At 31.6% G+C, this 21,871-nt stretch carries 24 protein-coding genes and 1 pseudogene; 3 read left to right on the top strand and 22 right to left on the bottom strand.

The features are described from left to right. Positions 1-70: 70 nt before the first annotated feature. From EKH84_RS03465 to EKH84_RS22820, 17 genes and pseudogenes are all read right to left on the bottom strand, one after another. The gene (locus EKH84_RS03465; RefSeq protein ID WP_127065159.1) at positions 71-1,600 is read right to left on the bottom strand and encodes an HlyD family efflux transporter periplasmic adaptor subunit; all 1,530 of its coding nucleotides are present in this window, start codon (positions 1,598-1,600) and stop codon (positions 71-73) included. Then, the gene (locus tag EKH84_RS03460) at positions 1,584-3,818 is read right to left on the bottom strand and encodes a peptidase domain-containing ABC transporter (protein WP_127065158.1); all 2,235 of its coding nucleotides are present in this window, start codon (positions 3,816-3,818) and stop codon (positions 1,584-1,586) included. Before EKH84_RS03460 ends, EKH84_RS03465 begins: the two co-directional genes overlap by 17 nt. A 528-nt stretch (positions 3,819-4,346) precedes the next feature. After that, on the bottom strand, positions 4,347-4,598 hold the full coding sequence (locus EKH84_RS03455) for a class IIb bacteriocin, lactobin A/cerein 7B family (RefSeq protein WP_127065157.1): 252 nt from the start codon (positions 4,596-4,598) through the stop codon (positions 4,347-4,349). Positions 4,599-4,619: 21 nt separating this feature from the next. Next, positions 4,620-4,847: a class IIb bacteriocin, lactobin A/cerein 7B family gene (locus EKH84_RS03450; protein ID WP_127065156.1), complete on the bottom strand. Its 228-nt coding sequence runs from the start codon at positions 4,845-4,847 to the stop codon at positions 4,620-4,622. A gap of 74 nt (positions 4,848-4,921) precedes the next feature. After that, a complete protein-coding gene (locus EKH84_RS03445; protein ID WP_127065155.1) occupies positions 4,922-5,395 on the bottom strand; it encodes an AraC family transcriptional regulator in 474 nt (157 codons plus the stop codon). A gap of 1,259 nt (positions 5,396-6,654) precedes the next feature. Then, on the bottom strand, positions 6,655-6,837 hold the full coding sequence (locus EKH84_RS03440; protein WP_127065154.1) for a bacteriocin: 183 nt from the start codon (positions 6,835-6,837) through the stop codon (positions 6,655-6,657). Between the two features lie 45 nt (positions 6,838-6,882). Further along, complete coding sequence (locus EKH84_RS03435) at positions 6,883-7,050, bottom strand: class IIb bacteriocin, lactobin A/cerein 7B family (protein WP_127065153.1); 168 nt, start codon at positions 7,048-7,050, stop codon at positions 6,883-6,885. A gap of 11 nt (positions 7,051-7,061) precedes the next feature. Beyond that, positions 7,062-7,247: a hypothetical protein gene (locus EKH84_RS03430; protein ID WP_127065152.1), complete on the bottom strand. Its 186-nt coding sequence runs from the start codon at positions 7,245-7,247 to the stop codon at positions 7,062-7,064. A gap of 391 nt (positions 7,248-7,638) precedes the next feature. Next, positions 7,639-7,821 (bottom strand): annotated as a pseudogene (locus tag EKH84_RS22900) (TraB/GumN family protein); the annotation flags it as partial. A gap of 372 nt (positions 7,822-8,193) precedes the next feature. After that, the gene (locus EKH84_RS22895) at positions 8,194-8,328 is read right to left on the bottom strand and encodes a transposase domain-containing protein (RefSeq protein WP_442861335.1); all 135 of its coding nucleotides are present in this window, start codon (positions 8,326-8,328) and stop codon (positions 8,194-8,196) included. A gap of 508 nt (positions 8,329-8,836) precedes the next feature. After that, positions 8,837-8,986, bottom strand: coding sequence for a hypothetical protein (locus EKH84_RS21855; RefSeq protein ID WP_190283472.1), 150 nt, complete (start codon positions 8,984-8,986; stop codon positions 8,837-8,839). A gap of 136 nt (positions 8,987-9,122) precedes the next feature. Then, positions 9,123-10,448, bottom strand: a complete 1,326-nt coding sequence (locus EKH84_RS03415; RefSeq protein ID WP_127065151.1) for a sensor histidine kinase — start codon at positions 10,446-10,448, stop codon at positions 9,123-9,125. Continuing rightward, entirely contained in the window at positions 10,439-11,155 is a 717-nt protein-coding gene (locus EKH84_RS03410; protein ID WP_127065150.1) for a LytR/AlgR family response regulator transcription factor, read from the bottom strand. The genes EKH84_RS03415 and EKH84_RS03410 overlap by 10 nt, the downstream gene beginning before the upstream one ends. A 376-nt stretch (positions 11,156-11,531) precedes the next feature. Then, the gene (locus EKH84_RS03405; RefSeq protein ID WP_127065149.1) at positions 11,532-12,056 is read right to left on the bottom strand and encodes a dihydrofolate reductase family protein; all 525 of its coding nucleotides are present in this window, start codon (positions 12,054-12,056) and stop codon (positions 11,532-11,534) included. Between the two features lie 126 nt (positions 12,057-12,182). Then, positions 12,183-15,542 (bottom strand): DEAD/DEAH box helicase, encoded by a 3,360-nt coding sequence (locus EKH84_RS03400; protein ID WP_127065148.1) that lies wholly within the window; start codon positions 15,540-15,542, stop codon positions 12,183-12,185. 92 nt (positions 15,543-15,634) lie between these two features. Then, positions 15,635-16,057: an NUDIX hydrolase gene (locus tag EKH84_RS03395; RefSeq protein ID WP_127065147.1), complete on the bottom strand. Its 423-nt coding sequence runs from the start codon at positions 16,055-16,057 to the stop codon at positions 15,635-15,637. Positions 16,058-16,244: 187 nt separating this feature from the next. Further along, the gene (locus EKH84_RS22820; RefSeq protein WP_334295401.1) at positions 16,245-16,379 is read right to left on the bottom strand and encodes a TipAS antibiotic-recognition domain-containing protein; all 135 of its coding nucleotides are present in this window, start codon (positions 16,377-16,379) and stop codon (positions 16,245-16,247) included. Positions 16,380-16,470: 91 nt separating this feature from the next. Between EKH84_RS22820 and EKH84_RS03385 the strand changes: the two genes are divergently transcribed. Next, positions 16,471-16,809 carry a transposase gene (locus EKH84_RS03385; RefSeq protein WP_127065146.1) on the top strand — a complete coding sequence of 113 codons (339 nt, stop codon included), beginning with the start codon at positions 16,471-16,473 and terminating at the stop codon, positions 16,807-16,809. Between the two features lie 148 nt (positions 16,810-16,957). Next, positions 16,958-17,308 (top strand): DDE-type integrase/transposase/recombinase, encoded by a 351-nt coding sequence (locus EKH84_RS03380; RefSeq protein WP_330547613.1) that lies wholly within the window; start codon positions 16,958-16,960, stop codon positions 17,306-17,308. A gap of 430 nt (positions 17,309-17,738) precedes the next feature. On the opposite strand, the gene EKH84_RS22815 is transcribed toward EKH84_RS03380, so the two are convergent. The 4 genes from EKH84_RS22815 to EKH84_RS21845 all read right to left on the bottom strand — a co-directional run bounded on the left by EKH84_RS22815 (position 17,739) and on the right by EKH84_RS21845 (position 19,330). Continuing rightward, complete coding sequence (locus EKH84_RS22815) at positions 17,739-17,891, bottom strand: hypothetical protein (RefSeq protein ID WP_334295400.1); 153 nt, start codon at positions 17,889-17,891, stop codon at positions 17,739-17,741. Positions 17,892-18,076: 185 nt separating this feature from the next. Next, complete coding sequence (locus EKH84_RS03370) at positions 18,077-18,697, bottom strand: hypothetical protein (protein ID WP_127065144.1); 621 nt, start codon at positions 18,695-18,697, stop codon at positions 18,077-18,079. Positions 18,698-18,934: 237 nt separating this feature from the next. Next, positions 18,935-19,096: a hypothetical protein gene (locus tag EKH84_RS21850; protein ID WP_190283471.1), complete on the bottom strand. Its 162-nt coding sequence runs from the start codon at positions 19,094-19,096 to the stop codon at positions 18,935-18,937. A gap of 24 nt (positions 19,097-19,120) precedes the next feature. After that, positions 19,121-19,330 carry a hypothetical protein gene (locus tag EKH84_RS21845; RefSeq protein ID WP_190283470.1) on the bottom strand — a complete coding sequence of 70 codons (210 nt, stop codon included), beginning with the start codon at positions 19,328-19,330 and terminating at the stop codon, positions 19,121-19,123. 1,127 nt (positions 19,331-20,457) lie between these two features. Between EKH84_RS21845 and EKH84_RS03360 the strand changes: the two genes are divergently transcribed. Further along, positions 20,458-20,670 (top strand): hypothetical protein, encoded by a 213-nt coding sequence (locus EKH84_RS03360; RefSeq protein ID WP_127065143.1) that lies wholly within the window; start codon positions 20,458-20,460, stop codon positions 20,668-20,670. Between the two features lie 421 nt (positions 20,671-21,091). On the opposite strand, the gene EKH84_RS03355 is transcribed toward EKH84_RS03360, so the two are convergent. Next, positions 21,092-21,862, bottom strand: coding sequence for a MerR family transcriptional regulator (locus EKH84_RS03355; protein WP_127065142.1), 771 nt, complete (start codon positions 21,860-21,862; stop codon positions 21,092-21,094). Between the last annotated feature and the right edge of the window lie 9 nt (positions 21,863-21,871).

Raw genomic sequence — 21,871 nt, 5'->3', positions numbered from 1 at the left:
ATTTAATTTCTTATCCTTTCTCACATTAAAGTTAATATAACTCAATGTGAATAATTCCAGTTGCTCATTGTTAATCCATTAGATTTATTTTCTCCAATAAATAAAACAATATTTTCTTTCGCTCAGTAATGACATGTGCTTCACAAGTCATACCTATTTTTATTTCTGCTGGTTCATTTTTATAGCTATACACAGTTTCATTACTAATGCTTCCTTCAACAATGTAGCCACTTATTCCTTGTGCATCACTTACCTTAGCATCTGAGGATATATTTCCTATAGCTCCTTCAAGTTGCCCATATTCCTTATATGGTAAGGCATCAAACTTGTATTTAATTTGATCTCCAATCTTAAGACCAGCTATCTCACTATTAGGCATAAAAATTTCTATCTTATACATAGTGTCATTTATAGGGATAATGGTTGCAATATCTGTTCCTGAAGCTATAAGATCTCCCGTACTCACTTCTTGAGTTATATGAATCGTTCCATCTATAGGTGATTTAATGGTACAGTTGGCAATAGCTAGCTGGGTACTTTCTAATTCTCTCTTTTGTGATTGGTACAAAGCCTCTTGTTCTTCTATCTGATTATAAATTTCAACCAAGGCATCTGTTTTATACTTCTTTAGTGCTAACTCCCTTTGTTCTACATTAGTCTGTATAAGTCCATCATCTATAATCAGTTTATTCATTTCTTGCTCTGCTAACTTCTTATTACTTTCTATTTGCTTTATTTCATCTTGTACGCTTTTAAGGGTAGCTGTTTTTAGCTGAATCAGCTCATTCTCTGCTAGTTCTAGTGCTTCTTTAGAAGCTTCATACTCTTTCTCTGCTACAAGATCATTTTCCTTTAATTCACTGTTAAGGTTATAAGTAAACTGTTTATCCACAATGTTTCTCTCAAGCTGATTTATTTTAATAAGATAGTTATTAAAGTCTAGAGCATATGTACACTGTTTATCCTTGAATATGTTTTGTCCTTTTTCTATTGATTGCTTATACTGTTTCAATTGCTCATAACTATTTTCATATTCATTTACTTTTTCTTGGTAACCTTCTTTACTAAACTTTGTTTGAGTTGTTGCAATCTCATCTGTTTTATTTTCAATGTTTACATTATTACTAAGACTCATATAATCTTGTTTGTATTTAACATAACGCTGATAATACTCTATTTCTGTATCCTGTGAAAAAAGATTAATATCTTGTTCTATACTACTTTTAAATTTTTTTAATAAACTTAACCTCTTCTCTGTATCTTTAAATACTTCTTCCGCTTGTAAACGTTTAATCTCTAAGTCATCATGGGCAATGGTAAAAAGTATATCTCCTTTTTTTACATTCTTACCTTCCTCTAAATCACAGCTAGCTATTTCTCCTTGGACTTTATTGCGAATCATACTAACATTTTCATTAGGTCGTACTACCCCTCTCCCCTTTGACACAATATCTATCTCTCCAAAATACATCCATATCCCTGCCAATATCATGCTCACTAGTATTATATAGATAAATATAGTAAGAAAAGGATGTGGCTTGCTTTCATACACTTCTTTACTGTCAGTAACTTCTCTTATATCCTTAATAACTGGTGTCATAACTTACCTCCTCTTTAGTTGCAGCAATTTCTTCTACTGAATCTGTTTCTATTTGCTGACTAACTTCTGGAAGTTGTTCTTGCCAAAGTTTATGATATCTACCTTTTTGTGCCATAAGTTCTTGATGACTTCCTTGTTCAATGATTTCACCCTTATCCATAACAAAGATTTTGTCACAACGTTTAATGGTACTTAGACGATGAGCAATAATGATTGTTGTCATTCCCTTACTAAAGGTATTAATTGTATTTTCAATAGCTGCCTCTGTAATTGAATCTAGATTACTTGTCGCTTCATCTAATATCAAAATATCCGGCTTTTTTAGTATTGCTCTTGTAATCGCCAAACGCTGTCTTTGACCACCTGAAAGATTAGCACCATTTTCTTCTAGGTGCGTATTATATCTAAGGGGTAATTCATTAATAAAATCATGGGCTCTTGCCATCTTGGCTGCTTCTACTATTTGTTCCATCTCTATCTGGCTAGAACCCAAAGATAAGTTGTCTATTATCGTTCCACTAAATAAAAATGTTTCTTGTGGTACATAAGCAATTCGTTCCCTTAATGATTCTCGGTTGATATCTAAGACATTATTCCCATCTATAAGAATTTCTCCTTTTTCAATAGGATAAAAATTAAGTAGAAGTTTCACCAAAGTAGTCTTCCCACAGCCACTTTCTCCCACAAGGGCAATACGTTCACCCTTCTGTATATTCATACTAATATTCTTTAATATCAGTTGCCTTGTTCCATATCTGAAATCTATATTTTTCAGCTGAATATTTCCTTCGAATTTATTCGGCTTTATTTTCTTCTCCTCATTTTCATCACATTCAATATCCAAGTCTAATATTTCCCCTAAACGCTCTGCTGCTACTATGGCAGTTTGAAGTTCTGGCTGTAAATTGATTAAATTTTTCATAGGTCCTAAAAAGTACCCTAGTAATGAATTAAATGTGATCAGACTTCCTACTGACATATTTCCTTTTAAAACTTGATAGGCTCCTATCCACAAAATGACCACTCCACCTATAAGTTCAACTAAACCTTTAAGAATAGCTTGTACATTAGTTGTAAGCGTTAATTTAAAGATGCTTCTCAGAAGTTTAATAAATTTTCCTTCTGTTTCTAGATTAACTTTCCTCTCTGCGTTAAATGCCTTCACTGTTTGTATACCATTTAAAGATTCAACCAGATAAGAGGTAAGCTGAGCATTTTCTTCCATTTGCTTTTGATTTCCCTTTTTTAGTGCTTTATTAAATCCAAAAACTATGACTGCATATAAACCAACAATAATAAATGCTACTCCAAAAAGTAATGCATTTTGCATATAAAGAATAATGCCCCCTATAAGCACCATTAACGTATCAATCATAATGGTAAGGGTAGCACCGGATATAGCATCCCTCACATGTCCAGCATCTTGAAAACGAGAAATAATTTCTCCAACCTTCCTTGTCCCAAAAAAATTCATAGGAAGTTTTAGTACATGCTCGTAATATCCTAGTAGTAATGCTATATCTAACTTTTGGCTTAAATATAACAATAGGTGAGCACGGAATCCACTTAATACAACTTGAAGAATATATAAACCAATAATTCCAAGAGATAGAATATGTAATGTCTTCATCAGACCATATGGCAGGATATTATCTAATAGTTCCTTCATATAAAATGCACCTAGTATACCTAATAAAGTATATATAAGCGATGCTAAAAATACTTGTATGAGTAAATTCTTTTGAGGTAATAGGAGATGAAAAAATCGTTCGAATAATCCTTTTGTCTCTTTCCCTTTTTTAAAGGTTTGATTTGGAACAAGCAAAATAAGTACACCCGTCCAGATCTTAAAAAAATCCTCTGGTGTGTACTTCACAATTCCCTTACCTGGGTCAGCTATAACGATTTCTTTTTGTGTAATTTTGTGTACAACTACATAATGTAGTAATGAACCATCCACTACAACATGGGCAATAGCTGGTAATGGAAATTCACTGAAAAAGGCTTCTTGATTTCCTTTAACTCCCTTGGCACTAAAACCTAATTGCTCAGCAGCTTTAATCACACCGTAAGCATTAGTTCCTTGTGTATCTGTGCCTGCTACTTCACGGATTTTAGTGATGGGCGTTTTAAGGCCATATTGCTTGCAAATAGTTGCAAGACACGCTGCTCCACAGTCTGTAATATCATATTGTTTGATACAAGAATATTTTTTCATCTGCTTAACCTCTATACTATTTTTTGTATGTTGCAATTAGTATTGTTTCTAATACCTCTAATGCATATATAATTACTCTAGCAACTAAATTATCATTATAACCTTCAGTTATTATTGCCATAGTGATTTCTCCCACTATTAAAACTAATCCAATTTTAATATCTCCCACAAAAAATAAATAGGATGTATTTCCTCTAAACACCAAATTATTTCTTTCATTATTTATCAAATTAAACTTACTTTGAAGCAACTCTATCTTTAATTTTTCTAAATAAAATCGTACTCATCTTATAGAATATATTAGACAGGATTTCTCTATGAGAAAAAACCTGTCTAATATTCTATTAAATTGAACTTTCAAAGTATAACCTTTTCGCAATATAAGCCTACTAGTTGCTTAATCCTCTATTATTTAATTCAATAGTTCTTTGCTGATATGCAACCTCTTTTGATATGTAATAGGAACTGATGCCAATTATTATGACACTCCATAAAGCAATGCTACAAATTATCATAATTAGTGCCCTCTTACTTATGGTTCTCATAGTATTCTTTATCTGCCTTATTTTTTCCGGATTGAGTTCCTGCGTATATACAAACGCCCACCACAGCTACAGCTGCTACTGCTACTATTACAGTAACACCTGCGGTAGTTGCCGCTGCTGCTGCTACTGCTTTAGCACCTACTGCTATAGTTCCTAATATAGAACCCCCTTCGATTTCTAATAGCTCATTGCTATCTAGTGTTTTAAATTCGTTAGTTATTTGTAAACTGTTCATATTATAACCTCCCTATACTATTTATTTACACTTTCCATTACAATTCCCATCATAGCAGTTCTTTGCATATGCTGCACTTTTCTTTTCATATGCATAGTCTTTTGCCATATTATAAGCACCAACTCCTGCAGCAATAATTCCTCCAACTATTGTAACTGCTCCAATTACTGTTGCTACTGTTATACTCCCACCATTAGCATCTACTAACTCTTCTTGATTTAATACTGTAAATGATACTTGTTCTATCATAATATAGTTTCTCCTCCCTTAAATATTTATATCAACGCATACTCCGTACGCTAGCATGAGTAGATAACTAAAGGTTACATTATACAAGGATTACAACCTACATATACATCAATAATCATTTTTTCTAACTCCTCTTGGTTCATTGCATCCTTTACGGTGACATTATATGTAGCTGTAATAACTTGCTTCTTATACTCAAAAATATAATCATTAAGTCTATTGATTGTCTCGTGTAATCTACCTGGATGTCCTTCATGCCTTATAAATAAGGCATTCATAATCTTAATTATTGGCTTTAAAGTATATTCTTTTGGTAAATTAACTTGCTTATCCAGTGGCACAAGTATTTCTATATCCATCAATTGTTCGTCGCATACTTCTTCTACTGAATATGTAGCTGTTGTAATTGATCCATTTTTTTGTACTCCTAATTTTTGTAATACTTGTCCTATTTTCATCATCTCTTTTTGCATCTGTTGTTGTGTCACCTTACCTCTAAAAGATAGTACATTTTCCATAATGAGTTCTTGATTTTCTTTTATTTCCATGTTTACTCCCCCTTTAATTATCATTAGAAGTATTATTATACTATATATTAAATTCTCTTAATAACTAGCCTTATCTTATATAGAAGAAACCCTATTTACACAATATATTTATTTAATACAGTTTATTGGTATTCTTTAGCCTACATTTCATTTCCCTCTTTAGCCTTTGCATAAGATCTCACTTCACTGTTAATGAACATATATTTTTATACTAAACTAGCTATTATATTTCACGTCATTCTTGTTTTTATATTTATTCATTTTTATATCCTTTTTACAAAATGTATTTTTATAGTTATATAATGTAATCTAATATGTATCACAAGATTAATATTACCTCTTATTTTCATGGCCCCCTATTACTGCCTCTAAACACTAATTAATATTATTAATTTAATTATATCAATATTTTTTTACTTTTCTATTAATAGCCATGAGATGCATCTCTATAGGCATATAATGTAAAATAACTCTATCTTTATATGATATAGTTGTAAATAGGTATACTTAATTAGTCTATCTTTAGATCAGCATACATAAGCGGTACTAAAAAACTTATATGAGTAAGCTCTTTTTTGATAACAGAAAGCAAAAATAGTTAGAACAAAACCTTTATTCTTTTCATGTTTTTAAAGGATTAATCACAATTTTCTTACCAGAGTCAGCTATAACGATTTCTTTTTGCGTAATTTTATGTACAACAACCTAATGTAGTAATGAACCATTCACTACAACATAGGGCAATAGCTGGTAATGAAATTTCACTGAAAAAAGTTTCTTGATTCTCTTTACCCCTCTTGGCACTAAAACCTAATTGTTCAGCAGCTATAATGTTTATTTAAACAAATAAAATTAAACTTAGATAAGCCATAATACTACTTCATAATTTCTTATACTTCTTTTAACATTAGACCTACTTGTCTTACTTTCATCAACGATATCACAGAAATTTATGCATTACATATCTCTAATTCTAATACAATAGATAAACCCCTTAATACTTATTTATTCATAGACTTTTAATTCGCCTAAACACTCCTAATAATAAGTTACTTTCTAAGTGGTTTATCTATGCTTTTGTTCATTTTCAACTTTAAACTAAATTAATTCATCTACTTTTATCCTATCAATGTTAAAATATCCATTACCAAATGAAATATAAAAGAAATTACAAACATAATTATTCCCAATTTCACATATCCACTGAAAGTATCTAGGTTAATATTGAAAATTTTTATTATTGTATCCATATGTGTCTCCTACTTAAAAAGATCTCCCGCAGCTTTCATCAAAAATCCACCAACTGCTGCTTCGACTGCAACTTTAGCTACCGGAAGCACTACATGTTTAGCTATTACAATTGCATAATATACTACAACAGGATTTCCACCTTCAACTTGTTGCATTTCTGATTCACTCAGTTCATAAAAATTATTATTCATATTTTATCCCTCCTTATATTTAGCTTAATCTCGAGCTATTAAAATTTAAAACCATGATTTAACTTCATCATATGCAGCTTCACCTAGCCTATAACATGCTCCACTCACCAAACCAGTTACAACAACTTTGATTCCAGCAATAACTAATGGTGCAATACCACCATCTATTGCCATCTTTTCTTCATTATTTAGTTCAACGAATTGATTATTCATCTAATCTCCTCCTACTTAATAATTTTGTCTGTAATCCAATAGCCAGCGGCAGCTGATGCTGCATATACTACTGTTTTTATTGCATATGTTACTATTGGTTTTGCAAGCCACGCAAGTAGTGGATTTCCACCTTCTATATTCATTTGCTCGCCTATACTCATTTCTTTAAATTCATTAGTTAAGTCTATATTATTCATATTAACTTTTCCTCCTTCAATAATCTATATCAAATCACACTTCGTACGCTAGTATGACAAGATACTCCCTTTAAATCACAAACCCTATGTCTACACCAAATTATCTTTATATATTAATCTACTATTCTTTGTATATTCTCATATTAAAATAAATATATTCATAATTCCTTTTCCTACATTTATTTCCCTTGTCTCTTCAACTTTAAGTTCCTTAAATTGATTAGTATTATTTACTACAAGTTTTTTTACTTTTATTCATATTATCTATCTCTATCTTTTCTATACCACTTATAATATCTATTTTTTTGAATATTTTCAATATTTAATCCCAACATGTACTTCTATGTCTATATTATGTCTATATAATGAATATTTGTTTTTATGGTTTATCTTATTTAGCGTAATTTATTACAATATGGCATCCACTTAATATAAATTGATTTATTTGCTCATTTTGAGCGAGTATATTATCCTCTACCACAAAGGTATCAGCCTTACTAAACACTTCTTTTAAAGCATTATTAAGTGGATACATATCTGATGTACCTACATGGATCGAACCTAACAGATAAACAGTATTCCCACCCTATTTTCGATCTGAGTCAAGAGTTTAGACACATTTTTAGAAAAGCATTCTAGAATTTCCGCACCTTTGACAAGAAAAACGTAAATGTACAAGATTCCTGATTGAAGGCAACAAACTCAAAATAAGTTAAGTAATCTTTGCCTTCGAAATAATGCATTATAACACTTCCTTCTTTTTCTAATCAAAGGTTCCCTTACGGTGTATATCGCCGCTCTAAATCTAAAATAAGTTAAGCTGCTTTGCATAAATCTTCTATATACTGAGGTGTTTTATAGCCTAAAGCTGAATTTATATGTAACAAAACCCTGTTAAAGTTAGAGTAAAATACTCTAGTTTAACAAGGTTTTATTTATAGATCACCTACGGTTCTTTAGCCCATGGCATAAGATTCTCCAAAAATTCAGGATGATTTTTGAAGTCCATTCCATGCATTTTTTGTAGTAAATGTCTCAAATATATAAATACATTTAGATTGTTAGCCTTGGCAGTCTCAATTAGCTGTATACAGTTGCACTGGTTTTGGAGCTTTCCTGACTATTACATAATTTTCAGTTTTTACAACCTGCTGTAAAAGGTCTAATGCTCATCTCAGCAATGTTATTGGAAACTTAATTTCATTGCTTTTTTCAAGACTAACCGCCTCCTTTTTAGCGCAACTTAGAGCAAAAAACTCTAAGAAAAATATCTTGAAGTGATTATCTCATGAATTTGAAGTCGGGAATATCTCCTTGATTATTATACTCTACCCTTACGTCCAGGGATATTTTACACTTACAATAATTCTTTTGCTATTGCCATAAAAAATACCCCCTCCTGATTAGAATTACTGATAACTAATTCTAACCAAGAAAGGGTATTTATTTCTTGAGATACAAAATTACTTACAGAGCGAATGGATTCCTCTATGGTAAAAAAACAAAAAATGATTCAAGTTTCATCTGCTATTACATGTGTTATAATTGACAATAAAACTTTGTATTCACCGCAAAAACACCTTATCATACTAACTAAATATTTCCCTTATACGCTCCTTTATTACATAAAGGAATTCCCCTATATTCCCTCCAGCTTGAATAGCTATTGATTCTTCCTTTGTTAATTCATTAAATTGGCTACTATAGTTCACTTCATTCTTATTTTTATATTTATTCATTTTCTATATCCCCCTTAGAAATGTATTATTAGTTTAACTATACCAGTATTTTCCTTACTTCTCTATCAATAGGCATAAAATGTATTTCTATGGCTATATAATGTAAAACAACTATATCTTTATATGACATAGTTGTTTATATAGTTATTACTATTTCTAATACAAATGTATCTTCTTCATAATATATACTAAAGTAACCATCGTAATTTCTAAGGCTAGTTTTTATGTTTTCCAGACCAAAGCCATGATCCTTTTTATTGTTTTTAGATGTTTTAATAGTATTATTATTAATTTTTATTTTTTCTCCTACACTATTCTCAACGGTAATAAATATATAGTTTTTGTTATATCCGATAATGACCTGAATTCTTCTTTTCGTTGGATCCGGTATACTTAAACACGCTTCAAGCGCATTATCTAGGGCATTGGAAATAATTGTACACTTATCAATAGGTTCTAAAGGAAGCTCCCCGATAAACTTTCCCTCTATCTCTAAAATAACTTCATTCTTTTGCGCTTCTTTACATTTTTGTTGTAAAACAGCATCTATGATGGTATCTCCAGTATTTATCTTCATATCCAATGTTTCTATCTGAGCAGTTATATTAGCTAGATATCTTATTGCTTGATCGTTTTTATAATTATCTAATAAGGTTTGAAGACATAGCATATGATTTTTCATGTCATGCTTAAGCGCCCTAACTCCTGCATTTATTTCTTCAATCTGTTTATAATGATCGAACTGGATTTTTAATTGTTCTTGCATATTCTTTGCCATGTACTCTGCTTCTTTATTAGCCACCTCTCTATATACTAATAGCAATAAGGCTATATTAAAGGCTAATAAACATCCCATTACTGCACTTCCCATAATAATAGCCTCTACCTTAGTCAAGTGTCTTACAACTGTATCAAAGAAGATTGTAAGTATTACCAAACTTGAGCTGGGCATAATAAGAAATATACTTGTTTGAAATTTACTTATCTTATTCATATGTCTTTTAATGTGTGTAGCTCTAGATATATATTTTACATACAGCTTAAATACTAAAAGTAACACAAGTAATTTTACGTATTGTACTACTATTTTTGATAAAAACTTACTCTCACCTATAATAAAATAGTTCTCTTTTAATACGATACTTAATAACATGGTAAAAATCTCTTCTATAATAAAAACAATACTTAGTGTAAGAAAAATAACTGCCACTTTATGTATTATTCTTCCTTTAAAAAAATAGATACAACATCCGAATATATAAAAAAAGTAAATTAAAATTCTATCATCTATATTTTCAATTTCACAAAAAGCTATTATTAAAGCATATAGTATTCCTATAACAACACAACAACCTCTACATCTATCTTTTAATTCAAAGAATAGATTAAAAGTGAAAATGAATATTATAAATTCTATGCCGCAAATAGCCCACTCACTTATAATATCTATAATTAGCGCCATACATTTATACCTCTTCTAAGAGTATTCACAAAAGCTTCTTTTAATTGTTTCATTCTTAATCGACTAACATAAATAATTTCCTCATTTTCCAAAACAACGCTATCATTAACTATTTCTTTTATGTATTCTAGATTTACTAAAAAACTCTTGTGCACTCTAAAAAAACCTTTATCTATTAATATCCTTTCAAATTCACTAACCTTTCCTCTCATGATATAATTCTTATCCAAAGTATGTATCTCTACATTTTTTCCGATACTCTCAATGTATAAAACGTCTTCATATGTCACTCTAACCGTCTTTTGTTTAGTTGTGATTATAATGTACTCTTTTTTTGTTTTAGTAATCTCTTGATTCAATAAATCCAATAGTTCTTCTAACATTGCATAGTTAATTGGCTTTAATAGATATCTAAAAGCCTTTACTTCAAACGCTTCATAAACTCTTTCTGTATGACTAGTTAAAAATATAATAATTCCTGTAAAACCTTGTTCTCTCATCTTTTTGGCAGTTTGAATTCCATCTAATTGAGCCATAGATATATCTAAGAAAATAGCATCTTGTTCTAATTTACTATCTAGCAACGCCTCCCCTGATGTATAGACTGATAAGGTAATGTCGACCCTTTTTAACTGCTTATACCTTTCTATTAGTTTTTGTAGTTCTTGTATCATAATAATCTCATCTTCACAAATAGCTATATTCATTCGTAGCCCCCTTACTTAGTATCTTTTTACATTGATACTCAAGTGAATTCTATGTAATTATACATCCCCTAGACTAATATGTTGAATAATATTTATTTTTTATCTTTTCAGTATATTTTATATCATTTTTCATGTATTTTCAATCTATTACCTTTTTTGTAATTCCATCCTATTTATGCCCTAGAAACCAGTTTTCCGTTTGAATATTCATACCAATTACTAACGATTAAGGAGCGTTGCATAATTGACTTATTTTGCAACGCTCCTTTTACTTTTATACTTCCTATAAAGTTATCCACCTTAACTTCTATTTAGTCCCTATTTTTCTTAAACCTTTTTATTTGTACATGAGATAACTTTTAATTATTCGAATAATTTACTTCCTAACGTAATGATTTTGTGTAAAACCATTAAAGGCTCTCATTTCCTTTAAGACTAACCTTATTTCAGAATTATCTCCTTTAAACAAAGAAATACCTTCTCCTAAAATAACAGGTGCAATAGTAATAATATATTCGTCTATTAAATCTGCTTTTACAAATAGATCTACTATTTCAGTACCACCAATCACCCAAATATCTTTTCCTTCTTCTTGCTTCAGGGCTTTAATTAAATCTGTTGGGTCCTGTGAGGTAAAAATAACATCTTCATTATGATCTTGCTTACTTTTTGTATAAACATATCCCTTAGTTCCTTTATAAGGGTATTCACCCCAACCCATAATTTGTTTATAAGTTGTATTCCCCATAATCACGATATCTATAGTATTATAAAAAGCTTCATATCCCCCATCTGCACTTGGATCACTATCATCTCCCTCTAGCCAATCTACTTCTCCATTATTTCTGGCAATATATCCATCTATGCTTGTGGCAATGTATAAAACAACTTTTCTACTCATGCTTTTCCTCTGACTTTCTTCTTCATTGTAATTAAAACATTATAAGTTCATTTTATATTATACCCATTGAATGCGACATCTAGCTGTCATATTTTCCATTTATTTTAGCTGTATAATCCTTCAACTTTATTGTTCACTAAACAATGCTTTAATCTCTTCTTCTGACATTCTGCTAATAAAGGCTTCTCCTTCTTGCAATACACTTTCTGTAAGACCAATTTTTTTATCTTGGAGTTCTTTTATCTTTTCCTCTATGGAATTCTTCGTAATCATTTGGAATACTTGTACTTTATTTTTCTGCCCAATGCGATAAGCTCTATCTGTGGCTTGATTTTGACTAGAAAGATTCCACCAAGGATCATAATGAATAACCACATCTGCACCTGTTAGATTGAGACCTGTCCCTCCTGCCTTAAGAGATATAAGAAATACCGGGATATCTGAGGTATTAAATTCATTAACCAATCTCATTCTTTCTTCTGCTTTAGTGGAACCAGTAAGCATGAAGTGTTCTATCCCTTCTCTATATAGACGATTACTTAAGATGTCTAGCATTGTGGTGAACTGGGAGAATAAAAGGATCTTATGCCCTGCTTCTATACTATCTTTCACAATCTCCATACATTGTTCTAGCTTACCACTTGTTTCTGTATAATCTTGAAGATACATAGCAGGATGACAGCAAAGTTGACGGAGTCTCGTAAGGAGTGCTAGCATTTTAATGTGGCTGGCTCCTACTCCTTTAGCTTTAAGTTCTTCTTCCATTTCCTTCTTTGCTAAAGCAAGGTGAGCTGTATATAACTTTTGTTGCTCTTCTTCCATAGTATTGTAAATAACCGTTTCTGTTTTATCAGGAAGTTCTTTTAGTACATCTTTCTTCAACCTTCTCATAACAAAAGGTGCAATAAGCTTTTTAAGCCTCGCTGTCACTACTTCATCTTGACTTTTTACAATAGGCATTTCATAGTGACGTCTAAACTCAGCATAACTAAATAGATACTCTGGCATAATGAAATCAAAAATACTCCAAAGCTCTGCTAAGGAATTTTCTATTGGTGTACCTGTTAAAGCAAATCTCACTTCGCTTTTAAGAAGTTTTAAGGCTCTAGCACTAAGGGTATTGGCATTTTTAATATACTGCGCTTCATCAGCAATACAATATCTAAACTGAATCTCTTCATAAGAATCAATATCTCTCTTAAGAAGTTCATAGGAGGTAATGACTACATCATAACCTACTATTTGTTCCAAAATGGTTTTACGCTCAAGAACCGTCCCCATGATAACTAGTACCTTCAAAGAAGGCGCAAAACGTGCTAGTTCTGTCTGCCAATTAAGGACTAATGAAGTTGGACAAATAACTAACGACGGCTTACACAGGCACTCTAGAGCGCCTTGTGATTTATTGCACGCCTCAGCTTCCTTAGCATCGTCTTGCTTTTTATCATCCACTTGACTAGCTAACTGATTCTGACTTAATGCCTCATTCTCTTCTTTTTCTGCTAAAATAAGTGCAATCATTTGTAGGGTTTTTCCAAGACCCATATCATCAGCTAGTATTCCCCCAAAGCCATAAGCTGCCATAGTTCTTAGCCACCTATAGCCTGTCTTTTGATAAGTTCTCAGATTAGCTTTAAGAGATTTAGGTACTTCATAATCTGCGTCCTCTACGTTTTTCACATCTCTAATGATTTGTTTAAAGTACTTATCTCTGCTAACCTCGATTCCTTCACTTTGCCTTAATACTTGGTCTAAATATAGAGCCCTGTATTTAGGAAGGCTCGCTTCACCTTCAGCTAGATCACTTTCTTTCATACCCAGCCCATCTACAATATTAGCTAGATCACCAATAGTAGTCCCTCCTGCAATATCTAAGAAAGAACCGTCCCTCAAACGATAATATTTATTTTTCATTTTATAGGCATTTAGGATAGTTGCCATTTCTTCTAATGGCATATTCACATCCTTTAGCTCTACCTTCAACATATTATTTTCAATACGAAGTCCAATACTTCCCATGGGACTTTTTACAAGATTAATGTGTCTTAACCTTTCAGTTACATGAACTTCGCCTAATTCCATCAGTTCATTAATACCTGTGCGAACAAAGGCATAGATATCTTCTTCCTCACTTAAATGAAGTCCTCCATTTTTCGTACGGAAATTATAATACTTTAAGATATTACTCACACGATATTCATTAGGTGTGTCTCTTGCAATTTGCTCAAGTTGTCTAGTCTCAGATTCATTCAGTTTTTTATAGGGATTAAAAATAAAACCTTTGTATTGAAACTGAATATCTCCTATAATATTTCCTTCACCATCTAGGTCTAGAAAGGTTTTAACATGTACATGCTCTGGCGTGATTGCCGTTTTTATATCTTCGTTCATTACAACCGGCACATGCTTTTCTATTTTTGCTAGACTAGAAAGTATAAAACGTTTAATAAGGGTTTCACTAAAGTCTAATTGCTTGTTTCCATGAACATTTCTGGCTTCGTACATATATTTAAGAAGCGGAAAAACATCATTACCAAAGCTTTTATCTAGACGGAGGAGTCTATCTTTTAGCAGGATATATTTATATCTAGAGAAAGCTATTGGTTCATACTCTGCTAAAGATGTACTTAATTCGTAATAATCGCCTTCTCCTTCAATTTTGAATTCAAATCTAGGATTTCCTTCTGCAAAGAGAACCTCTCTTGTTTCTTTTCCGTTCTCTACCTCAATACTTTGTCCTTTTATTAAGTCAAAAAACTCATCGAAGGCCTTCGGCCCTAATGGCAATGTTTTTCGATCAGCTTTAGTGAACCCTCTATACATCCCCACCTGTCTTAAGATATCTAGATACTCCTGCGTTTTGTCTACTATAAACTGAACAATAGGCTTTGCTGCTTCATCAAACACGCTTATATCATGTATAAAGTCCAAATTCTTTCCATACACAACGCGATTGCCTTGAAGCATATGCTCTGCAAATTCATATAAATCCTTAACAATATAAAATTTATTGGCCCCCACGCTAAGACCAAGGAAAAAGCTTCCTGCTCCTTCATCAATAAGCTTAATATGTGCATTAATCCTCTCATCTTCTCCAAGTTCTAAATCTTGCTCTTTAATGACTTGATCTTCATAATAGTTTAATGCATTTTGCGAATAGCGCTCCCCTTTAATACTACGTCTAATATCTGGCATGACCTCATAATAGTATTTAAGTAACATCGCCTCTACATGCTTACAAGCCCCCTCCTCTTGAAAGCTGGGTAGACAATTACACTCACACCATGCTAACTTTTCATTGTATAACTCTACTCTTGTCTGGTAGTCTCCTGTATCTCCATGAACGCAAGACATCATTTCTATATAATCTTCATCTTGTCTTAAGTGAATCTTTTCTACTTTTCCCTCTTTAAAATAGTTTAGGCCATCATCATAGGCCTTGTAACTACTGGCTACATCTTTAATTTCCCTTAAAGTTATCTTCATTCCTATAAACTCCTTATTTCTGACCTGAACTAAACTAGTTTCTAAAATGATTAACTAACTACTTTTGTGCCTTTATTATACATCCCTCAAGATTAACCATTCATCTTTAGTACTTGTTTGACCTTTTCAATTAAGAGTGGCTGTATCAAAGGATAAGTTAATGTCTCTGGCATCTCATCAAACAATTGTATTTCCTCTATTTCTAAATCTGGTAATACTCCTAACTCTTTTACTTCTGTAAAAAAGAGCATACCGAAAGTCTCTATACTATCATTTATCACCGAATATACTGTTATTTCTTCTAATTCAAAGTCTATAGCGCCTGTCTCTTCATAGAGTTCCCTTTTGGCAGTTTCTATAATTGTCTCCCCTACTTCTCTATGTCCACCTGGTATTTCAAAAGTATTTCTTTCCCTATGCCTACAATAAATCCATTGGTTCTTATATCTAGCAGCAATTACTGCAAATTTTATTTTTTCATCTTCTATTGCTTGGTGGAAACAAACCTTTAACATTCTATATTTCCTCCTATATGTCTATAAAATGATTAATAGTTAACCCTTTTATTATAGCAGATTATAGAGATTTCTATAAAAACTTCTATATAATATTATTAAAAAAATGCAAGGACTAATATCTAGTCGCTTGCATTCTCATACTTCATATTCTCTGTGTTAATAGGAGCTTAAACCTTATATGCTATTATTTCCCTGCATAGTAATGAGAAATAGCTTCATATAAGAACTGCGCAGCACCTACTGCAATTTTGTCGTAATAAGCTGTGAATCTTGGGTCATCTACATAGCCTTTGGCAAGGCCAATATGAGTCTCTTTTATATATAATGGTTCCTGTAATCTAGATAGGTAACTTCATCTTTCTTAGTGAATTCTGTTATAATAAATTCATCTAATAAAGGACGGTATTCATATGAGAAAAAGACGTAGTTTTACACTTGAATTCAAAACCCAAGTGGTATTCGAACTATTACGCGAAGAAAAAGAACTTAATCAGATCGCAACAGAACATGATATTGCACCAAGCATGCTCCGTGCATGGAAAAAGGAGTTTTTAGCTAATGCTTCTAACGCTTTCTCAAACAAGAAGGAAGATTCTTACGAACAAGAGAAAGTTGCTTACGAGGATAAAATTGAACAACTGTATAACACTATCGGTCAGCTTACAGTAGATGTAATCTGGCTAAAAAAATCTGAACAAGCTCTTGGATCTGGCTGGGAAGAAAGAACTGGTTACAAAGGACGATTCTAAGCTTTCTGTGCGTCGTCAATGCAAGCTACTAAACCTTAATCGCAGTAGTATCTATTACAAAGAACGTGAAGAGTCAAATCAAGAAGTAGCCTTCAAGCACATGATGAACCAAATTCATACAGATCCTCCTTCATAGGGAACACGACGTATTACCGGACGTCTTAATGAATTAGGTTACGCTATAGGGCGTAAGCTTGTACGTCGTTTTATGCAGGAAATGAGGATTTATGCCATCTATCCAAAGCCAAACCTATCTATTCCAAACAAACAGCACAAGACTTATCCTTATCTATTACGCCATTTTGCAATCGACAGACCGAACCAAGTATGGTCTATTGATATTACATATATTCCAATGGGTAAGAGCTCTATGTACCTGATCGCAATCATCGATTGGCACTCACGATATATCCTCGGCTATGAACTCTCTAATACACTGCATGTAGACTCAGTTCTTTCATGTGTTCAAAAAGCTATCGTACGTTATGACTCACCTTAAATTCAAGAGGAGTGTTTCTTTTCCATCATTAATATGGAAGAAAATGGTCCATTAAGGAATTGATTTTAATTGTCTTGACAAAGGGACCACTATACTCCTTAAATTTTAAATAAACCCTTGCATTTATTATACAACTAACTTATCTATAAATCTGTACTTTCAATGATTTTTAAGATACTCAGCAGACACTAAATAAGCTATAAAACTGCTTCTTAATGCTATAGTCTATTTGTTACATAAGCATATACGCTATAGCTACCAGATTTTATGTAACTTAATCTCTTATGTCTCTTTCATTTTCCTGTTTTAAAAGTTTTATTTGGTACAAATAAAATAAGCACACCTATTTAGATTTTAAATAAATCTTTTAGTGTGTACTTCTCTGCTTTCCCCTAACTAGATTAACTATAATAATTTCTTTTGTGTCATCTTATGCATACCTATATAATGTAGCAACCAATTGTTCCACTATAACATGCAAAATAGCTAGCAATGGAAAATCTCTAAAAAAGTCTTCTTGATTTCCCTTCTCCCTCTTTGCATTAATCCCTAATTGTTCAGTAGCTTTGATAACGCCATATATATTGGTTCCTTGAGTATCTGTACCAACTACTTCCCCAATTTTAGTAATGGTGGTTTAATGTAATGATACTCCTTCATTTTGTTTATTCTTTTAGTATAAAATGTATATTCTGATTCAAAAAATACTTCTCATTTATTGCACACATCATAAAGACCATCTACCTACATAAATCAGAGCAAATTTAGTTATATTACATTAGAATTAAACAAACACCACAAATGATCATAGTCTATTTTAGAGAATTCATCCAAAACTATCCTCTTATCATTTCTATATATTTCAAATACAACAAATTCTCCACAATCATTTATTTTTCTTTTTATTTCCTTTATGTAACACTCATTATTCAATATTACTTTATCAAATCCAGAAGAAAACCCCTTATCCGAAATAACCACAACATTATCAAAAAATGTTTTTATTATATACAATAATGCTATACTTATAAGAATTACTGTAAGCTTAATATTATTCTTATCAAGAAAAAACAATATTAATAAGGGTATTATTACTACCCATCCACTCCATAAAATTCTTTTAATATTTACACTTGATATATAAGAAATAGTGTTCTCACTTTGTTTTTTCAGGTTATTATGTATAGTATATGTCCTTAATACTATTATAAATAACAGTATTAATATAGAATAAATATTTATTAATACTATATATTTACTCGGAATATGAAATGTATTTGATATTAAGTTACTATCCAATATCAATAGTAATGCGACAACTTGTTTCCAAATCATATCAGCATAACCTCTTTTATATTTTTTTTGTATCTTCCCCGTAAACTTAATCACTTATACCTTCCTCCAAAAATGTATTATGATAAGCTAATTTTATTAATTTAATTTTTCAGATGAAATTTTAATAAAAATTTCATCTGAAAAATTTCTTTACACATTTTATATCCATAAAGCTTATTTACTATATGGCACTGCTCTTATAATATAGGTTGAAATATACACAGTGCCATATAGTAAATTTTATTTCATAAGAAACTAAAATTTATTAATTAATACTATGTATTATATTTCCTACTTTCCATCCTTATAATCATTATACTCTGTTATAAATATCGTAGCAAACGTTATAGGATTAGGTGCTGATACAATTGCAGCCGTATATAAAAATGCCTCAGCCCAAGTTAAACCCCCACCATTAACCATTTCTAATTCTATCTGTCTCATCTCTTGCATTGTTCTTCCTCCTTGTCGACTTGACTAATAACTAATTATATCTCTATCTCCACATGCACTAATAACAGCTGCGGCCCCTACACATGCAACCGTTACAGCTACTGTACCAGTTACTGCAACTGCTACAATCGGTGCTGCTGCTATAGCTACTATTCCTCCAAAGGCAAGTCCTGCTTCTAACCAACCACCACCATCAATCATTTCTAATTCTTGTGTACTTAAATTACTAAACATAGTATTTCCTCCTCAGAATATTAATATTTTATATCAACCGTACTCCGTACGCTAGTACAAGTAGATAATCTAATATATTGTATTTCTTAACAAAAATATGGGCTTCACATCTTATGCTTTAAAACATATTTGAAATTATAAAATACACCGAGAATATCCTATCTAAACATTAATTGTCTTATTTTTGTCATCTCTTATTGCATTTGCAGCTGAGTTAATTTTCCCTCTAGAAGATAGGATATTCTCCATAATAAATTCTTGAGTTTCATTTAGCTACATATTTATTATTTCTTTTTATATCAGAAAAATTTGAATATTCTAAATATTAAAATAATATTTATTTCTAATCTTATCAATATTTATTACACCAAATGTATTTTTATGTCTATGTAATGTAACTATGCTTGAATTCTTATATTTCTTTGATATCTTACATCTTTACAAAGTCTTATTTGGAACAAATAAAATAAGCATACCCATCTAGATTTTTAAAATATCTTCTGACGTGTACTCATCAATTCCTTTAACCGAATTATCTACAATAATTTCTTTTTAGTTATTTTATATACTGCTATACAATGAAATAAATCCCTATATACTACCACCTATGCAATAGCCGTTGATGACATCTTTTCAAATGATAGCTCAAATAGCAATTTAATCTTTTCCATCTAGCTCAGTTAATTTATTTATTCTAAATTACTTATCTAATATTATTCTCTTAAATTCTTTATGAAATTAGCTAATACTGAAATGGTTTCTCCCGCGAATCCTTTTCATTTGTTTATACTTGATTTTTTCAAATAGATCGTTATTATAGCTTATCAAACTCTCTTCCTTTTTATCTTCTTCTCCCCTATCCTCTTATCATTTTTATGGAACCAATTGTTTTATAATATTAATCTTTCTAAATTTTTATATTAAATGTATTCTTATGTCCTTATAACGCCCCTTAATAGTGCTTTCAGTTATAAAATTTGGTATTTAGTTTATCAAGCACAGTTTATGGCGCTAAACCTATTTATCTATAGTAACGTATAATTGAAATTAAAATAACATTGACAAAATTATAACTATTCTGATATATTAATTTTGATTTATAATATATCAAAATAAGGAGTTTTTTTATGAAAGTATCCGCATTAAATTTATTTAATGAACTATCAAAAGGTGAAATGAGTATGATTCAAGGCGGAGGAACTAATATACAGACTGTTCCACAATTTTTACAAACTTATTATGAGATCCGCGCCTATGAAAAGAAATTAGAGTCAATAAATACTGCTGCTGCTGCAGTTAGTGTTAGTGTTGCTGCTACTATAGGAACGAAAAGAAGCTAACTAAAGGCTATGAGTAGCTCAAATTTAATTAATCAAGCCATGAGAAAAGCTTCATAGTAATGACCTGATTTTACATGCTGATTAAGATTCAAATTTTAGTGTATCTGTAGTTCTGTATAATAAACTTATTATTTTTTACATCCTGCTTCAGACCTAACATTTCTGGCATTGTTAGTGATTGGTTACTGGATCGTTACTGGATCTTTGGCTATTACTAGATAGGGCTTTCACCTACAAATATAGTCTAACTTTGCTAGTCGCATTGCCGCACTGCATAAAAGTCGGGCGGCCGCCCGACTAATCTTATTGATTAATTATGCAACCACCCCATTCATCGTAGAAAGAAGTAATATTTATCTTTAACTTCCTACATCCTTTTACTTTATATTCTTTTTCATCTTAGCAAGTTATTCAACCCCTATTAATATTCCTGTCCATAGTAATGAGAAATAGCTTCATATAAGAACTGCGCAGCACCTACTGCAATTTTGTCGTAATAAGCTGTGAATCTTGGGTCATCTACGTAGCCTTTGGCAAGACCAATATGAGCCTCTTTTGTATAAGTCCCTTCTGGCCAATAACAACAAATCCATTGTTTATGAAGCTCACAGGCCTTTTTTGCTAACTCTCCTTTGGGATCTCCTGTTTCAAAGGCAGCTTTAATAGCCATATTCACCTCATGAGACAAAGCTTCTAGATTTTCATACTGGCTTTTATTCATTTGTTTTAGTTTGGCATTAGTCCCTTCCATCACTGCGTCACCATACTTTTCTCTTACTTCTTTTCCATATTTCTTTTCATTGTCATCTATAAACTCTTTTTTAAAGGCTTCGAATTTTTCCTCGTCTGTCATTGTTATTTCTCCTTTCATGGCTCCCATAGTTTGGGTAACATTGCGTATCAGTCTATCTATTTGTTCACGCCTTTTTAGGAGGGCATCTAAGTGCTGCGATAGTGCTTTTTGCCTATCAAAATCTGGAGCCATCACAATTTGCTTAATTGTCTCTAAGTCTAACCCTAACTCCTTAAAAAACAATATTTGTTGCAAGGTATCCACTTCTTTCTCTCCATAAATACGATAACCTGACGAATTGACTCTTGCCGGCATTAAAAGTCCTATCTCATGATAGTAACGTAGAGTTCTCGTGCTTATGTGGGCAATTTGCGATAACTTATTAATGGTATACTCCATGATTTCACC

Origin of the sequence: Cellulosilyticum sp. WCF-2 (assembly GCF_003990395.1) — a bacterium.
Classification (GTDB): domain Bacteria; phylum Bacillota; class Clostridia; order Lachnospirales; family Cellulosilyticaceae; genus Cellulosilyticum; species Cellulosilyticum lentocellum.
This window is presented reverse-complemented; position numbering and strand designations above follow the sequence as displayed.